The sequence below is a fragment of the Promicromonospora sukumoe 327MFSha3.1 genome, from assembly GCF_000385135.1.
In the GTDB taxonomy this organism is placed as follows: Bacteria; Actinomycetota; Actinomycetes; order Actinomycetales; family Cellulomonadaceae; genus Promicromonospora; species Promicromonospora sukumoe_B.
The window spans coordinates 365,469-379,639 of the sequence record NZ_ARQM01000011.1; the positions used below are offsets into that span (position 1 = coordinate 365,469).

General features: G+C 72.1%; 10 protein-coding genes. 9 read left to right on the plus strand and 1 reads right to left on the minus strand.

The window, feature by feature from the left end:
- Positions 1-16: 16 nt before the first annotated feature.
- Positions 17-394, plus strand: a complete 378-nt coding sequence (locus H291_RS0115375; RefSeq protein ID WP_020015897.1) for an L-rhamnose mutarotase — start codon at positions 17-19, stop codon at positions 392-394.
- Positions 395-503: 109 nt separating this feature from the next.
- Here the strand turns inward: H291_RS0115375 and H291_RS0115380 are convergent, their stop codons facing one another.
- Positions 504-1,949, minus strand: coding sequence for an APC family permease (locus H291_RS0115380; RefSeq protein ID WP_020015898.1), 1,446 nt, complete (start codon positions 1,947-1,949; stop codon positions 504-506).
- Positions 1,950-2,178: 229 nt separating this feature from the next.
- On the opposite strand from H291_RS0115380, the gene H291_RS0115385 reads away from it, so the two are divergent.
- The 8 genes from H291_RS0115385 to H291_RS0115420 all read left to right on the plus strand — a co-directional run bounded on the left by H291_RS0115385 (position 2,179) and on the right by H291_RS0115420 (position 14,138).
- A complete protein-coding gene (locus H291_RS0115385) occupies positions 2,179-3,696 on the plus strand; it encodes a sugar ABC transporter ATP-binding protein (protein ID WP_020015899.1) in 1,518 nt (505 codons plus the stop codon).
- Positions 3,693-4,718 carry an ABC transporter permease gene (locus H291_RS30325; RefSeq protein ID WP_020015900.1) on the plus strand — a complete coding sequence of 342 codons (1,026 nt, stop codon included), beginning with the start codon at positions 3,693-3,695 and terminating at the stop codon, positions 4,716-4,718. Before H291_RS0115385 ends, H291_RS30325 begins: the two co-directional genes overlap by 4 nt.
- Entirely contained in the window at positions 4,715-5,710 is a 996-nt protein-coding gene (locus tag H291_RS30330; RefSeq protein WP_020015901.1) for an ABC transporter permease, read from the plus strand. Before H291_RS30325 ends, H291_RS30330 begins: the two co-directional genes overlap by 4 nt.
- An 11-nt stretch (positions 5,711-5,721) precedes the next feature.
- On the plus strand, positions 5,722-6,756 hold the full coding sequence (gene rhaS / locus H291_RS0115400; RefSeq protein ID WP_026365792.1) for a rhamnose ABC transporter substrate-binding protein: 1,035 nt from the start codon (positions 5,722-5,724) through the stop codon (positions 6,754-6,756).
- 250 nt (positions 6,757-7,006) lie between these two features.
- The gene (locus tag H291_RS32650) at positions 7,007-9,016 is read left to right on the plus strand and encodes a peptidoglycan recognition protein family protein (protein ID WP_051109504.1); all 2,010 of its coding nucleotides are present in this window, start codon (positions 7,007-7,009) and stop codon (positions 9,014-9,016) included.
- A 264-nt stretch (positions 9,017-9,280) separates the two neighbouring features.
- Entirely contained in the window at positions 9,281-10,456 is a 1,176-nt protein-coding gene (gene rhaI / locus H291_RS0115410) for an L-rhamnose isomerase (RefSeq protein ID WP_020015903.1), read from the plus strand.
- Positions 10,453-12,543: a bifunctional rhamnulose-1-phosphate aldolase/short-chain dehydrogenase gene (locus H291_RS0115415; protein ID WP_020015904.1), complete on the plus strand. Its 2,091-nt coding sequence runs from the start codon at positions 10,453-10,455 to the stop codon at positions 12,541-12,543. Before rhaI ends, H291_RS0115415 begins: the two co-directional genes overlap by 4 nt.
- A complete protein-coding gene (locus H291_RS0115420; protein WP_020015905.1) occupies positions 12,540-14,138 on the plus strand; it encodes a rhamnulokinase in 1,599 nt (532 codons plus the stop codon). Before H291_RS0115415 ends, H291_RS0115420 begins: the two co-directional genes overlap by 4 nt.
- Positions 14,139-14,171 lie beyond the last annotated feature (33 nt).

Sequence of the window (14,171 nt, forward strand, 5' to 3'; positions counted from 1 at the left end):
AACCGGAGGACCGGACATGTCGAGCAACACCGCTGGTGCACGCGTCTGCTTCACGTCCCGCGTGCGGGCGGACCGGCTGGACGAGTACCGGGCGGCGCACGCCGCCGTCTGGCCCGAGATGCTGGAGGCCCTGCGCGACACCGGCTGGCGCGACTACCACCTGTTCCTGCGCGACGACGGGCTGCTGGTCGGGTTCCTCGAGACCGACGACTACGCCGCCGCGCAGCGCGGGATGGCCGCGACCGAGGTCAACGCCCGCTGGCAGGCCGCGATGTCGGGCTTCTTCGTCGACGAGGGCAACCCGGACGACGGGTTCGTGCTGCTGGACGAGGTGTTCCACCTGGAGTCCCAGCTCGCGGCCCTGCCGGGGCAGGCCCCGTCCGAGGACCGCTGACCGGCCGGCCCCGTCGTCGTCCTCCCCTTTGAGGCCTAAGTTTCTTGCCTTTTGAGCCATCCAAAGACAAGAAACTTAGGCCTCGAAAAAGGGATGTCGGACGACGGCGCTAGTTCACGCCACCCTCGCGCTCGCTCAGGGCGTCGATGTCCGAGATCCCGCCGCGCTGGCCGACGATCCGGTTGGTGATCCACGTCAGCAGCCACAGCACGAGGCCGATCCCGAGCAGCCACCCGGCGATCGTGTAGGTGAGCGGGTCGCGCCCCGTCCACGGGCCCACGAAGAACGCGCAGGCGAGCGCGCCGATGATCGGCAGCACCGTCGGCGCCACGAAGTGCCGGCGGTCGATCGGGTCCCGGCGCAGCACCAGCACGCAGACGTTGACGATGGCGAACACGCCCAGGAGCAGCAGCGCCGTCGTGTCACCGAGCGCGGCGACGACGTCGTTGTCCGGGTCCCGGCTGACGAAGTAGATCAGGCCGAACGAGATGACCGTGGTCACCAGGATGGAGACCCACGGCGTCTGACGCCGGGCGCCGACCCGCCCCAGCACGCCGGGCAGCACGTTCTGCTTGGCCATGCCGTACAGCAGCCGGCTGGCCATCAGCATGTTGATCAGCGCCGAGTTGGCCACCGCGAACATCGAGATGAAGGGCAGGATGTCGCCCGCCGGGATGCCGGGTGCCGCGGTCTCGACCACGGTGACGAGCGGGGTGTCGCTCTCCGCCAGCACGCCGACCGGCACGATAGCCACGGCGAACAGCGAGACGAGCACGTAGATGATCCCGGTGATGCCGATGCCGGCGATCATCATCTTGGGGAAGTTCCGGACGGGGTCGTGCGTCTCCTCGGCCATGTTCACCGAGTCCTCGAACCCGACCATCGCGAAGAAGGCCAGGGCGGTCGCCGCCGTGACGGCGAAGAAGGCGCCCTTGTCGTTGGGATCCTCGAACACGATGGTCCGGGAGAAGTCGACCTGGCCGGCGAACGCGGCGTAGAAGCCGATCAGGATCACGAGCAGCAGGCCGGACAGCTCGACGAGCGTCAGGAAGATGTTCGCCTTGACGCTCTCGCCGACGCCCCGCAGGTTCACCGCGGCGACCACGCCCATGAAGACCAGGGCGATGGTGATCACCAGGGTCGCGTTCGACTCGTCGAGCCCGAAACCCACCGCGAGGTTCGAGGCGAACGCCCGGGAGGCGGTCGACGCCGACGTGATGCCGGAGCACATGACGGTGTAGCAGACCATGAACGTCAGCAGGTGCACGCCGAACGCCTTGTGCGTGTAGAGCGCGGCGCCCGCGGCGCGGGGGTACTTGGTCACCAGCTCCAGGTACGAGAAGGCGGTGATCAGCGCGATGGCGAACGCGACGATGAACGGCGCCCAGGCCGCACCGCCGACCTGCGCGGCGACCTTGCCGGTCAGCGCGTAGATGCCGGTGCCAAGGATGTCGCCGACGATGAAGAGCAGGAGGAGCTTGGGTCCCATGACCCGCTTGAGCTCGGTGGGTTCCTCACCGAGGGCTGCGTGCTCCTCGGCCGTTGGCTGGCTCATTCCTGGCCTCCGATCTGAGGCGACACGTCCTCGGGCCACCTCCGTGCGCTGCGGGCAGGTTCACCCCTGATCGGTAAAGAGTTCCGTAAAGGACACATCTCGGCAACGGACGCGCCGGAAGTTCTTGACGCTCTGACCTGGCAGGTCTATCTTCCGAAGTATCTGTTTGAACGATTCAAACGGGTGATTCAGGTCAATGCCGACCGCCCGCAGAGCTCGACGGAGAGACATGCAGAACGCCGCACCGACGCTGCGCCTGGAAGGTGTCGCCAAGTCCTTCGGACCCGTGGCCGCGCTCCGCTCCGGCACCCTGGTCGTCCAGCCCGGCACCATCCACGCGCTCGTGGGCGAGAACGGCGCGGGCAAGTCCACGCTGGTCAAGATCGTGGGCGGCGTGCACCGCCGTGACGCCGGCGTGGTCGAGCTCGACGGCGAGCCCGTCGACTTCAGCGGCCCGGCCGAGGCCAAGGCGGCCGGGGTCGCCGTCATCCACCAGGAGCCCGCGAGCTTTCCCGACCTGACGGTCGCCGAGAACATCTACCTGGGCCGGGAGCCGCTCGGCCGGTTCCGCCGGATCGACCGCCGCGTCATGCGGGCCGGGACCCGGCAGCTCTTCCGCGACCTCGGCGTCGACCTCGACCCTGACCGTCCGGCCGAGGGGCTGTCCATCGCGGACCAGCAGATCGTCGAGATCGCCAAGGCGATCTCCCTGGACGCCCGGCTGCTCGTCATGGACGAGCCGACGGCGGCGCTCAGCGCCGTCGAGGTGCGCCGGCTCTTCGCGGTCGCCCGCGGCCTGCGCGACGCCGGCCACGCCGTCGTCTTCATCTCGCACCGGCTCGACGAGGTCGCCGACCTCTGCGACACCGTCACCGTGATGCGCGACGGCGAGCACGTGTCCACCGACGCGGTCGCCGACGTGACGGCGGGCGACCTGGTGCGGCGCATGGTCGGCCGCGCCGTCGCCGACCTCTACCCCAAGGTGCCGAGCACGCCCGGCGAGGTGGTCCTCCGGGTCGAGGGCCTGGAGTCCACGGGCACCTTCCACGACGTGTCCTTCGACGTGCGCGCGGGCGAGATCGTCGGCCTGGCGGGCCTCGTCGGGGCGGGGCGCAGCGAGATCGCCCGCGCGGTGTTCGGCGTCGACCGGTACGACGCCGGCCGCGTCGTCGTCGGCGGGCGGACCCTGCGCCCGGGCGACCCGACCGCGGCCATCGCCGCGGGCCTCGCCCTGGTCCCCGAGGACCGGCGGCTGGAGGGCCTGGTCACCGAGTCGTCGGTGGCCCGCAACGTCTCGGCCGTCTCCCGACGGCGCCTGGCGCGCCTCGGCATCCTGCTGCCCGACGCCGAGGCGCGCCTCGCACGCGACTGGTCCGGCCGGCTCGCGGTGAAGGCGGGGGCGCTCGACGCGGTGGCCACGACCATGAGCGGCGGCAACCAGCAGAAGGTCGTCCTCGCCAAGTGGCTGGCCACGGGCCCCAAGGTGCTGATCGTCGACGAGCCCACGCGCGGCATCGACGTCGGCACCAAGGCCGAGGTGCACCGGCTGCTGTCCACGCTGGCCGCCGAGGGGCTGGCCGTGCTCATGATCTCGTCCGAGCTGCCGGAGGTGCTGGGCATGGCCGACCGCGTGCTCGTGGTCCGCGAGGGGCGGATCGCCGCCGAGCTGAGCCGGGCGGAGGCCACCCCCGAGGTCGTGATGCGCGCCGCGACGCCGGGCGCGGCCGGGCAGGAGGGCGCGGCATGAGCGTCCTGCTGCGCCGCCGCGAGGCCGGAATCGCCCTCGCCCTCCTGGTCGTGATCGGCGTGACCACCGCGATCCAGCCCGGCTTCCTGCTCAGCTCCGGCGGGTTCCGCGACCTGCTGCTCACGCCCGCGATCCTCGTGGTGCTCGCCGTGGGGCAGGCGGTCGTGGTCATCACCCGCAACGTCGACCTCTCCGTGGGCTCCGTGCTGGGCCTGACCGCGTACCTCACCGGCCGCCTGTTCATCGAGGCGCCCGACCTGCCGATCGTCGTGGTGGCGCTCGTCGCCGTCGCGGCCGGGGCCGTGCTCGGGCTGGTCAACGGGTCGATCGTGGCGTTCGCCCGCGTGCCGGCGCTCGTCATCACGCTGGGCACGCTGTACGTCTACCGCGGCATCGCGCTGACCTGGGCCGGCAGCGACCGGATCGACGCCGGTGACATGCCCCGGTCGTTCCTCGCGCTGGGCACCGAGCAGGTGCTGGGCATCCCCGTGCTGACGATCGTCGCCGCCGTCGTGCTGGCCGTCGTCGCCTACTACATGTACACCGCGCGCGGCGGCCGGCAGCTCTACGCGATCGGGTCCGACCCCGACGCCGCCGAGCTGCAGGGCCTGCCCGTGCGCCGCCGGCTGCTCGGGGCGTTCGCCCTGGGCGGCGCGCTCGCCGGGCTGGCCGGCGTCATGTTCGCCGCCCGGTACGGCACCGTGTCGTCCGGCGCCGGGCTCGGCATCGAGCTCCAGGTCGTGGGCGCCGTCGTGGTGGGCGGTGTCGCGATCTTCGGCGGCAGCGGCACCGTCGCGGGCGCCGCGCTCGGCGCGATGCTGCTGCTCACCATCAACCGCGCACTGCCCGTGGTGGGCATCCCCGACTTCTGGCAGCGCGCCGTGGTCGGCGCGCTCATCATCGGCGCCATCGCGCTGGACCGCGTGCTCGCCCGACGGCGCTCCCACCGCCTCGCGGCCGAACGCGACACCGACCAACCCGGCGAAGACGGACCGGCCGACCGCGAGGAGGCGAACCGATGAGGACCCACGCCCGCCCCTGGTGGCAGCGCGCGCTGCTCACCCGCGAGATGCTGACCGTGCTGATCCTGGTCGCGGCCTGGATCATCGCCTCCGCGACCGTGCAGGGCTTCGACGGCCCGCTCACCATCACCTACCTGGTGCTCGACGTCGCCCCCGTGCTGCTCATCGCGCTGCCCATGACGCTGATCATCGCCACCGGCGAGATCGACCTGTCGGTCGCGTCCGTCGTGGGACTGTCCAGCGTCACCTTCGGCCTGCTGCACCAGGCCGGCGCCGACCTGTGGCTCGCGCTGCCCGCGTCCGTGCTGCTCGGCGCGGTGTGCGGCGCGCTCAACGGGGCGCTCGTCGCCTACGGCGGCCTCCCGTCGCTCGCGGTCACCATCGGCTCCCTCGCCCTCTACCGCGGCCTCGCCGTCGGACTGCTGGGCACCACCGCAGTGACCGACTTCCCCGAGTCCTGGACCGACGGCGCCACCGAGAAGCTGGGGGAGTCGCCCTGGCCGGCGATCACCCTCGGGCTGGTCCTGCTGATCGCCGTCTTCGCCGTGCTGCTGCACGCCACCCCGTTCGGTCGGAACGTGCTCGACATCGGCCGCAGCAGCGAGGCCGCCCGGTTCTCCGGCGTCGACGTCAAGCGCACCCTGCTCATCCTGTTCGTGCTGTCCGGGGCGGTCTCGGCGCTCGCGGGCGTCTACTACACGCTCCGCTACGGCAGCGCCCGCGGCGACAACGCGACCGGCCTGGAGCTGCAGGTCGTGGCGGCGGTGCTGCTGGGCGGGGTGTCGATCTTCGGCGGCCGCGGCGCCATCCACGGGGTGGTCGCGGGCGTGCTGCTGATCGGCGTGCTCGGCAGCGCCCTGCGGCTGGAGGGCGTCACCGTCAACGTCATCAACATCGTGATCGGCACGGCGCTCGTCGTGTCGGTGGTCGCCCCGCGCATCGCGGGGGGCCTCAGGGTCCGACGGCGCTCGTCCGCCGGGCACGGAAGCTAGGGAGACGAACGATGAAGCTCACATCTGTGCTCGCGGCCGGCACGGCCGCTGTGCTGGCGGTCGGGCTGGCCGCCTGCGGTTCCGGGGGCGACGGCGGGGACGGTGGTGACGGCGGCGCGAGCGGCGCGTCCGGCGACGTCACCATGACCATGCTGCCCAAGAACCTCGGCAACCCGTACTTCGAGGCGTCGACCGCCGGGGCCCAGGAGGCGGCCGGCGAGCTCGGCGCCACCGTCGAGGAGGTGGGGCCGGACACGGCGTCCCCCGACTCGCAGGTCCCGTTCATCAACACCGCCGCCCAGCAGGGCGTGAGCGCGCTGATCGTCTCGGCCAACGACCCGACGGCGATCGGTGACGCGCTCGACGAGGCGAAGTCGGCGGGCACCAAGGTGGTCACCTTCGACTCCGACACCGAGCCCCAGTTCCGCGACCTGTTCGTGAACCAGGCCTCGGCCGAGGGCATCGCGGACAAGCAGCTCGAGCTCATCTCCGACCAGATCGGCGGCGAGGGTGAGATCGCCATCCTGTCGGCGTCGGCCAACGCGACCAACCAGAACGCGTGGATCAAGCTGATGGAGGAGAAGCTGGCGTCCGACTACCCGGACATCGAGCTCGTGGAGACCGCCTACGGTGACGACGACGACCAGACCTCGTTCGACAAGACCGCCGCGCTGCTGCAGTCGCACCCGGACCTGAAGGGGATCGTGTCGCCCACGACCGTCGGCATCGCGGCGGCCGCGCGGTACGTCTCGACGTCCGAGTACAAGGGCAAGGTCGCGATCACCGGCCTCGGCACGCCCAACCAGATGCGCGAGTACGTCGAGGACGGCACGGTCGAGGCGTTCGCGCTGTGGAACCCGAACGACCTGGGCTACCTGGCGACCGAGGCCGCCGCGGCCCTGGTGGCGGGCGACATCACGGGGGCGGAGGGCGACACCTTCGAGGCCGGCCGGCTCGGTGAGTACACCGTGGGTGCCGACGGCGTGGTCGTGCTCGGCGAGCCGTTCGTGTTCGACAAGAGCAACATCGACGACTTCGACTTCTGAGTCCTGAGCTCCGGCGGTCGAGTCCTGAGCTCCCGGCGGTCGAGCTTGTCGAGACCTGGTGAGGTCTCGACAAGCTCGACCGCCGGAACCCAGGTCGCGACCCATGGTTCGTATCGGAAGATCACCCGCTCCTCCCGGGTGAAAGGCCGCGGCAACCGGGTCGTTCACCACTAGCGTCAGCCTGTTCTTCGCGTCGGCCCCCTTGCGGCCGACGCGTTCTGACGCGAGGAGGACATCAGTGGCTCGGCACGTGGCGGCACCCGCATCGCGGTCGAAGCAGGACTCCCGGGACGGTGCGGGCAGGCCGACGCTCGCGAGCACCGTCGTGGGGCGCACGATCATCCTGGGCGTGGCGCCGGCGATGGTGCTCGGCGGCGCGCTCGCCCCGGCGGCGACGGCGCTGACGACGCAGCCGTCCCTGGAGCCCGAGGGCATCGCGGCGTCCGCCGACTCCGCCCTGCCCGACGTCGGCACGACGGAGGCGCAGGTCGAGACCGTCGAGGTGTCCGCGGCCCCGGTCGAGCAGGCTGCCGTGGTCGACGACGTCACCGGCACGGACCCGGAGCAGGCGACAGAGACCGCCACGGCCGCCGACGGCGCCGTCGTGCTCGACACCGCCGACGCCGACGGCCGGATCGCCGGCGCCATCGAGGTGCCGGAGGGGTTCCAGACGGTCGGGCTGTCGTGGCCGGCCGAGATCGACCAGGCCGTGCCCGAGATGCAGGTGCGCACCCGCGCCGCCGACGGGACCTGGAGCGGGTGGAGCCACCTGGAGAAGTCCACGGACGACGCCGACGGCGGCTCCGCGGTCGTGACCTCCGCGCCGGTGTACGTGGGCGAGGCGGACGCGGTCCAGCTCGCCACGGTGGACGAGGCCGCCGAGTTCCCGGCCGGCGTGGAGCTCAGCCTGGTCTCGTCGGCCCAGGTCACCACGGCCGCGGCGACGACGTCCGGCGCGGTGGCGCCGTCGGCCGCGACGAACGGGCCCACGATCATCACGCGCGAGGAGTGGGGCGCCGCGCCACGCTGCCTGGAGCCGGGCACCGGACCCACCTGGTTCCCCGCGGGGGGCGGCCTCAAGGCCGCCGCCGTGCACCACACGGTGAACCCCAACGACTACACGACCGTGGCCGAGGCCATGCAGGCCATCCGCAACGACCAGGCGTACCACCAGCAGACGCACGGCTGGTGCGACATCGGCTACAACTTCCTGGTCGACAAGTGGGGCAACATCTACGAGGGCGCCGACGGCAGCATCGAGGAGCCGATCATCGGCGCCCACACCGGCGGCTTCAACACCGGCACGGTCGGCGTCGCGATGGTGGGCACCTACACGAGCGCGGAGGGCGTGAAGCCCTCGGCCGCCCAGCAGGACGGCGTGGCCAGGATCATCGGGAGCCGGCTCGCGAAGTACGGCGTGAACCCGGACGAGAAGACGGTCCTCACCGCCGCCGGCCACACCGACGGCGGGCGGTACGACGCGGGCGACAAGGTGACGCTGCAGCGGGTCTTCGGCCACCGCGACACCCACCAGACCGAGTGCCCGGGCGCGCTCGCCTACCCGCTGCTCGCGGGGATCCAGGACCAGGCGGCCGTGTACGCGAAGCAGTACGCCCCGCAGGACCCCGTCGCGGAGGAGTACACGAACCTGGTCCAGGCCGTGTACAAGGACAGCGTCGGCAGCGAGGCGACCGCCGCGCAGATCGCGTCCTGGGAGTACAAGGTCTCGGTCAGCGGCGGGGGCGTGCTCGCCGAGGCCATGGAGAAGTCCGACTCGTACCGCAAGGCGCGGATCATCGCGGCGTTCCGGGGCACGCTGGGCTACGCGCCGACGTCCACCCAGCTGTCCGGCCACGTCGCAGGGATCAAGAAGGGCGTGCGGACGGTCGACGAGGTGGAGCCCTACCTGCTGATGAACCCGCTCTACTACAAGAAGAAGGGCGGCACCAACGGCACCTACGTGACGGCGCTGTACCAGCACATCCTGAAGCGCAGCCCGACGGCCCACGAGCGCAAGGTCTGGGCGGCGAAGGTCGGGTCGCTGGGCCGGCAGGGCGTCGTCGAGGCGCTGTGGGAGAGCCGGGCGGCGGTGGGGGTGCGCGTCAAGGCCACGTACCAGCACTACCTGGGCGTCCAGCCGACGTCGGCCCAGCTGACCCTGTGGACGGACCGCATCGTTGGCAAGTACTCGGAGGCCGACCTGCGCCGGTCGCTGATCAGCTCCCAGTCGTACCTGACGCGGGCGGACGCCCGGTACTGAGGCGCGGTGCGGCGCGCGGTGCGGCGCGCGGTGCGGCGCGCGCCCGGATCCGCGTGGTCGGTAGAACGTCAGGTGGTCGGCAGCTCGGGCTGCCGACCACCTGACGTTCTACCGACCATCTGATGTCCTGCCGACCACCTGACGTTCTGCCGATCGCATCGGTTCGCCTCCGGGATCTCTTGACCACCTCGCCGGTCGCGGACTAGGGTCTGAATGAATCGTTTCAAGGTGCGCACGAGGGCGTGCGCGGAGAGGGAGGACGCCATGGCGGCATCCACACGTGTCGAGGCGGCCAGGTCGGCGCTCCGGCAGCAGACGATCGAGCTGCCGTCCTGGGCGTTCGGCAACTCGGGCACGAGGTTCAAGGTCTTCAGCCAGCCCGGCGTGCCGCGTGACCCGTTCGAGAAGCTGTCCGACGCCGCACAGGTGCACCAGTACACCGGGGTGGCGCCGCGCGTCAGCCTCCACATCCCGTGGGACCTGGTGGACGACTTCGGCGCGCTCGCCCGGCACGCCGAAGACCTGGGCGTCACGATCGGCATGATCAACTCGAACGTCTTCCAGGACGAGGACTTCATGCTGGGCTCCCTGGCCCACCCGGACCCGCGGGTGCGCGCCAAGGCCGTGGACCACCACAAGCAGTGCATCGACGTCATGCGCGCCACGGGGTCCAAGGACCTCAAGGTCTGGCTGTCGGACGGCCTCAACTACCCCGGCCAGGACTCGATCCGCGCCCGTCAGGACCGGATCGCCGAGTCGCTCGCCGAGATCTACGCCGCCCTCGACGACGACCAGCACATGGTGCTCGAGTACAAGTTCTTCGAGCCGGCCTTCTACGTGACCGACGTGCCGGACTGGGGCACCTCCCTGCTGCACGTCATGGCGCTCGGCGACCGGGCCAAGGTCGTGCTCGACACGGGCCACCACGCGCCCGGCACCAACATCGAGTTCATCGTGGCGCAGCTCCTGCGCCAGGGCCGGCTCGGCGCCTTCGACTTCAACAGCCGGTTCTACGCCGACGACGACCTCATGGTCGGCGCCGCGGACCCGTTCCAGCTGTTCCGGATCATGCACGAGATCGTGTCCGCGGGCGCGCACGCCCCGGACAGCGGGGTCAACTTCATGCTCGACCAGTGCCACAACATCGAGCCCAAGATCCCCGCGCAGATCAGGTCGGTCATGAACGTCCAGGAGGCGACGGCCAAGGCGCTGCTCGTCGACGTCGAGGCGCTGGAGGCCGCGCAGCTCGCCGGCGACGTGCTCGGCGCGCACGGCGTGCTCATGGACGCGTACGACACCGACGTCCGGCCGCTTGTCGCGCAGGTGCGCGAGGAGATGGGGCTGGACCCGAACCCGACCGCGGCCTTCGCGGCGTCGGGCTATGCCGAGAAGATCGCACAGGAGCGCGTCGGTGGCGCGCAGGCGGGATGGGGAGCATGAACGACGTCAGCGGATCCGGTGTGGTCGAGGGCAGCGTGGTCCAGGACCTGGTGGGCCGGTCGAACCGCCTGGGCTCCGACCCGCGGGTGACCAACTACGCGGGCGGCAACACCTCCGCGAAGGGCACTGCCACCGACCCGGTGACGGGCGAGCCCGTGGAGCTGCTGTGGGTCAAGGGCTCCGGCGGCGACCTCGGCACGCTCACCGAGCAGGGCCTGGCCGTGCTGCGGCTCGACCGGATGCGCGCCCTCGTGGACGTGTACCCGGGCGAGGAGCGCGAGGACGAGATGGTCGCCGCGTTCGACTACTGCCTGCACGGCAAGGGCGGCGCGGCGCCGTCGATCGACACAGCGATGCACGGCCTGGTCGACGCGCCGCACGTGGACCACCTGCACCCCGACGCCGGCATCGCGATCGCCGCGGCCGCCGACGGCGAGAAGCTCACCGGTGAGATCTTCGGCGACGAGGTCGTGTGGGTGCCCTGGCGCCGTCCGGGCTTCCAGCTCGGCCTCGACATCGCGGCCATCAAGGCGGCGAACCCGCAGGCCGTCGGCTGCGTCCTCGGCGGTCACGGCATCACGGCGTGGGGCGACACCTCGGCCGAGGCCGAGGAGCGGTCCCTCTCGATCATCCGGCGGGCCGAGGAGTTCATCGCGGCCCGGGCCGAGGCCCGCGACACCCACGCCTTCGGGGCGGTCCGGCCGGGCTACGAGCCGCTGCCCGACGCCGAGCGGCGCGCCCGGGCGGCCGCGCTCGCCCCCGTGATCCGCGGCCTGGCCAGCGTCGACGCACCGCAGGTGGGCCACTTCACCGACTCGGAGCCCGTGCTGGACTTCGTCGCGCGCGAGCGGCTGCTCCCGCTCGCCGAGCTCGGCACGAGCTGCCCCGACCACTTCCTGCGCACCAAGGTGAAGCCGCTGGTCGTGGACGTCCCGACGTCGGCCACGGTGGAGGAGACCGTGACCGCGCTGCGGGCCGCGCACGAGGCCTACCGCGCCGACTACGCCGCCTACTACGAGCGCGGCGCCGCCGTGGCCCGGGCGCGCGGTGAGGAGCCGCCCGCCATGCGCGGCGCCGACCCGGCGATCGTGCTGGTCCCGGGCGTCGGCATGTTCTCGTTCGGGCGCAACAAGCAGACGGCGCGCGTGGCCGGCGAGTTCTACGTGAACGCGATCAACGTGATGCGCGGCGCGGAGACCATCTCGACGTACGCGCCCATCGCGGAGGCCGAGAAGTTCCGCATCGAGTACTGGGCGCTGGAGGAGGCCAAGCTGCGGCGCATGTCCGCGCCGAAGCCCCTGGCGACCCGGGTCGCGCTGGTGACCGGGGCGGCGTCGGGCATCGGCAAGGCGATCGCCGCCCGGCTGGCGGCAGAGGGCGCGTGCGTGGTGGTGGCCGACCTCGACGCCTCGAAGGCGGCGGCCGCTGCGGCCGAGCTCGGGTCGGCGGACGTCGCGATCGGCGTGGCCGTGGACGTGTCCTCGGAGGCAGCCGTGCGGGCCGGGATCCAGGAGGCCGTGCTGGCGTTCGGCGGCGTGGACCTCGTGGTGAACAACGCGGGGCTGTCGCTGTCGCGATCGCTCTTCGAGACCACCGAGGCCGACTGGGACCTGCAGCACAACGTGATGGCCAAGGGCTCGTTCCTGGTTTCACGTGAAGCGGCGCGGGTGCTCGTGGACCAGGGCATGGGCGGCGACATCGTCTACATCTCGTCCAAGAACTCGGTGTTCGCGGGGCCCAACAACATCGCCTACTCCGCGACCAAGGCCGACCAGGCGCACCAGGTACGGCTGCTCGCCGCAGAGCTGGGGCAGTACGGCATCCGCGTGAACGGAGTGAACCCCGACGGCGTGGTGCGCGGTTCGGGCATCTTCGCCTCAGGGTGGGGCGCCAACCGGGCGGCCGTGTACGGCGTGCCCGAGGAGAAGCTCGGCGAGTTCTACGCGCAGCGCACCCTGCTCAAGCGCGAGGTGCTGCCCGAGAACGTGGCGAACGCCGTGTTCGCGCTCTGCACCTCCGACTTCTCGCACACGACGGGCCTGCACGTCCCGGTGGACGCGGGCGTGGCAGCGGCGTTCCTGCGGTGAGCGAGTCCTCGCGGGTCGAGCTTGTCGAGACCGGGTTCGTCGCGGTCGACCTGGGCGCGACGAGCGGCCGGGTGATGCTGGGGATCGTGCGGGACGGGTCTCGACAGGCTCGACCGGCGGAGGGGGCGGCTCGGCCGGCGGGGGGCGTCGACGGCGCTCCACGGGTCGAGCTCGTGGAGTGCGGGCGGTTCGCGAACGGGCCCGTGCCCGACGAGCACGGCGCGCTCCGCTGGGACGTGCGCGCGCTGTGGCGCGGCATCCTCGACGGGCTCCGGTCCGCCGGCGACGTCGCGCGGGAGCGCGGCGTCGCGGTCCGAGGGATCGGCGTGGACGCGTGGGCCGTGGACCACGCGTTCCTCGACGACTCCGGGGACCTGGTGGCGGACCCGTTCTGCTACCGCGACCCCCGCACCGATGCGGTCGCCGACGAGGTGTACCGGCGTATCCCGTTTGCCGACCACTACGCGGTCAACGGGCTGCAGCACCTGCAGTTCACCACCGAGTTCCAGCTGGTGGCGGGGGTCTCGACAGGCTCGACCCGCGACGGGGTGGGCTCGGGCGGGGAGTGGGGACGCGCACGGGACCTGCTGCTGGTGCCCGACCTGATCACCTTCTGGCTCACGGGCCGCCGTGTCGCGGAGGTGACCAACGCGTCCACGACGGGCCTGCTCGACGCGACCTCGCGCACCTGGTCGGCCGAGCTCCTGGACCGGCTGGCGGCCGAGTACCCCCCGCTCGCCGGGCTCCGCGACAAGCTGCCGGAGCTCGTGGAGCCGGGCACCGTCGTCGGGCACCTGGTGCCCGAGGTGCGGGAGGCGACCGGGCTCGGCGAGGTGCCGGTGCTCGCCGTCGCATCGCACGACACGGCGTCCGCCGTGGCAGCGGCGCCGCTGGGGGAGTCCGCGGCGTACATCTCGTCGGGCACGTGGTCGCTGGTCGGGCTGGAGCTGCCCGAGCCCGTGCTCACCGAGTCGAGCCGAGCCGCGAACTTCACGAACGAGCTCGGCCTGGACGGGACCGTGCGCTACCTGCACAACGTCATGGGCCTCTGGGTGCTGGACGAGTGCGTCCGGTCCTGGGCGCACGACGACGGCGCGCCCGTCGACCTGTCCGCCCTGCTGGCGGCGGCCTCGGCCGAGCCCGGCGGCCGCTGCCTGGTCGACGTGGACGGCGGCGAGTTCCTCGCGCCGGGCGACATGCCGCGCCGGGTGTCCGACGCCGCCGCGCGCCTCGGGGTCGACCTGCCGGTGGACGGACCCGCCGCGCGGCCCGCCCTGGTCAGGGTTGTCCTCGACAGCCTCGCGGCCTCCTCGGCGCGGGCGATCGCGGACGCGTCGTCCCTGGCCGGTGTGGCCGTGGACGCCGTGCACGTGGTGGGCGGCGGCTCGCGGAACGAGCTGCTGTGCCGGCTCACGGCCGAGGCAGCCGGGCTGCCCGTGATCGCCGGGCCCGTCGAGGCGACGGCGCTCGGCAACGTGCTGGTGCAGGCCCGTGCGGTGGGCGTGCTGTCGGGCGACCTGACGGCGCTGCGCGACGTCGTGCGCGCGAGCGTCACGCTGCGTCGGTACGACCCGGCGTCGGTCACCGGCCACTGACCGAGCGCGCGGGCCGAGGCCGGTCCGGGGAAA